The 2,646-nt window shown below is 37.8% G+C and carries 4 protein-coding genes; all 4 read right to left on the bottom strand.

Annotated elements, in window-relative coordinates; all coding sequences use genetic code 11:
• Positions 1 to 67: 67 nt before the first annotated feature.
• On the bottom strand, positions 68 to 445 hold the full coding sequence (gene secG / locus E1176_RS02565; RefSeq protein ID WP_155209015.1) for a preprotein translocase subunit SecG: 378 nt from the start codon (positions 443 to 445) through the stop codon (positions 68 to 70).
• Between the two features lie 7 nt (positions 446 to 452).
• Complete coding sequence (locus tag E1176_RS02560; RefSeq protein WP_155209014.1) at positions 453 to 1,484, bottom strand: tetratricopeptide repeat protein; 1,032 nt, start codon at positions 1,482 to 1,484, stop codon at positions 453 to 455.
• A 55-nt stretch (positions 1,485 to 1,539) separates the two neighbouring features.
• On the bottom strand, positions 1,540 to 2,064 hold the full coding sequence (gene lptE / locus E1176_RS02555) for an LPS assembly lipoprotein LptE (protein ID WP_155209013.1): 525 nt from the start codon (positions 2,062 to 2,064) through the stop codon (positions 1,540 to 1,542).
• The coding region (locus E1176_RS02550; RefSeq protein ID WP_185152574.1) for a helix-turn-helix domain-containing protein at positions 2,051 to 2,646 on the bottom strand (596 nt) is incomplete at its 5' end. The genes E1176_RS02550 and lptE, both read right to left, overlap by 14 nt.

The raw sequence follows: 2,646 nt of genomic DNA, 5'->3' as shown, positions 1-2,646 counted from the left end.
TGATAAGGCATAAAAAAAGGTTCATGTTGATATCAACATGGACCTTTAAATTTTTACTCAAGTTTTTTTATTCCTGATCGTCAGCTGGCTCAAGGTTTTCTAAACCTTCTTCTTCAACGCCTTGGTTGGCTGCATCATCTGCGCCTAAATCTAAACTAGGAACTGTAGTTTGCTCCTGAGCTCTATCTATAAATTCATCAGTAGGACCTTGCTGAGGCTGAACAGTAATTAGGTTTGTTGAAAGCGTAAGAACAAATAGTGCGATTACTAAACCCCAGGTAAGGTTAGAAAGTAAATCTCCTGTTTTCTTTACACCAATCATATTGCTTGCACCGGCTCCTCCAAATTGGCTGGAAAGCCCTCCACCTTTAGAGTTTTGTGCTAGAATCACCAACACCAACAATACCGCCACTAGCACGATTAAACCTAATATTATATTTAACATCTTAAAATTATTTTTTCAGTTCTTCAATTTGAGTCGCAAAGTAAGCCTTTTTTTGCGGAAATTTCCAAATTAATTTTTTATAAATATCTATTGCCTTGTCAGTCTTACCTTGCGATATCATGATCTTGGCAAGATTCTCAGAAATAAGGTCTTCTGTAAACTCTGTGCTTGGTTGAGATAGATCTTCCTGATTACTGGCACTTCTACGTGATGCTTTAGCTGTAATACTTGGTTCTTTAGAAATAAAGCGATCAATAATATCAGATTGGTCGTTGGTAGAGCCAGATTTAGCCTTCGACTTTTTAGTAGACTTCTTTTTGGAGCTAGTTTTTTTAGCTGTCTTTTTATCAGTTTTAGCCTTAGCATCATCTTGCGTTGCAGGCTTCTTCGATTCTACTTTCTTAGGTGTAGCATCTTTTTTCTTAACTACAGTAGTTTCCTTTTTAGCAGGTACTTGCGATGATTTTTTCTTGGCAGGTTTAGTTACTTTTACTTCTGTGGGCTTGTCATTTTCGTTGCTGGATGATTCCTCCGACTCAACCCATTCTAAATAATTTTCTTTACTCTCTTTTAATGCTTTCAGGTCTTCAAGTATTTGGTCGCGCATGTGAAACTCACCTTTCTGCATGACCTGAGGATCGAAAGAGATGCGTGTGCCTTGTTTAATCTGAGGCTTATCTGAGGTGCTTTCGCTCTTAGCTTCCTGTTTTGTATCTTTTGCCTGCGTATCGCTTTGTTTTACTTCAACTTTCTTGGTTTGAGGTTTGTCTGGAGTGGCTGATTCTTTTGGTTCTTTTTTCTCCTTAACGGGTGGAGTAACTATGTCCTTCAATACACTTCTATCAGTGGCATACATAGCCGCATAGCCTAAAGTTTGCTTTGCTATGTCAGTATGCGCATCCATATTGGCCTTGGCAACCAAAGTATGTATTATCTGACTGTAAGGGTAGCTTGATACTAATTCATGCAGCTTCTTACGATCTTCTGCCGAGATTTGATCGTGATCTTTGACGAGTTGCGTAAATTTCTGTTTGTTCAAAGCTGCTTATTGTTCAGTTAATTAATAATTGCAATAATTATAAATATAGTAAAATTTACCAATTGGCCACGGACGCATTGAAGATGTCTAAAATAATTTGATCATAAATCTCTTCAATTAGCTGAGCCTCAATGGCTGTAAGACTTTGGCTATTATCAAAGTCGCTGTAAAAAGAAAAGCTTTTGTTTTCAAAGTTAAAAGAATCGTCTTCAGTATTGATATAAGTGACTTGCACGGTAATGGTCAGCCTCGTAAGCTGTGCGGTGCTCTCAAAATCCCCTGAAGCCGCACTAGGAGCAACGGGAGTAAGTCTATAGCCCGTAACGGCTCCTTCAAGTTGTAGCTCACCATCATCTTGAATCAGTGCCAGGTTAGTATTGGCCTGATAGTAATCTGTAATCTTATTTGTAAATGTTTGAGCAAGATCTGGGGGGCCACCATCCGCATCGTTATAAAATTGTTGAATTGAAAGTGTTTCGGCTGTTATGGCCACGCCTGTAAATGAATAAACACCACAACCAGCTAAGGCAAAAAGCACAATAAGACAACTCGCTGTAGCTAAAAATCTAAAGTTCTTCAAGTTCGTATTGTTTGATTTTTCTGTACAAAGTTCGTTCCGAAATACCTAAATCTTTGGCTGCGTATTTTCTTTTGTTATTGTTCTTTTTAAGTGCTTTTATAATCAATTCTTTCTCTTTCTTTTCGAGAGAAAGCGACTCATCTTCAGTCTCATGGGTAATGTCCTCTATTTCTGGCTCGTCATCAGAATCTTCTTCATAAGAGGCTTTATCTTCCCTATTTTGAATGTTTAACAAAACCGGAGTTTCAGATTCTGCTGAAGGCTTTAAGTCATTGGTGTCGATATCTTCAAACAGCTTACTGTGGTCTTCAATGATCTCACTTTGCGATCCTTCGTTTTGAATGGCATCTAATACGAACTTTTTTAAATCGTTCATATCTTTTTTCATATCGAAAAGTACCTTATAAAGCAGGTCGCGTTCAGAAAAGCCACTTCCACTTTCCCCTTCTTTATTTTTATAAAGAGCCGGCAGCTGATTTTTATCCTGAGGTAAGTAACTCATCAATTTCTCAGCATCGATCTCTTTTTCTTCCGTAGATAATACAGAAATCTGTTCTGTTAGATTTTTAAGCTGACGAATAT

Origin of the sequence: Fulvivirga aurantia, from assembly GCF_009711475.1 — a bacterium.
Taxonomy (GTDB): Bacteria; Bacteroidota; Bacteroidia; order Cytophagales; family Cyclobacteriaceae; genus Fulvivirga; species Fulvivirga aurantia.
The sequence above is the reverse complement of the archived record's forward strand: the minus strand, read 5'-3'. Positions and strand labels throughout refer to the sequence as shown.

Coding starts and splice junctions, on each gene's coding strand:
- secG (WP_155209015.1), bottom strand. CDS start 445: ATGTTAAATATAATATTAGGTTTAATCGTGCTAGTGGCGGTATTGTTG.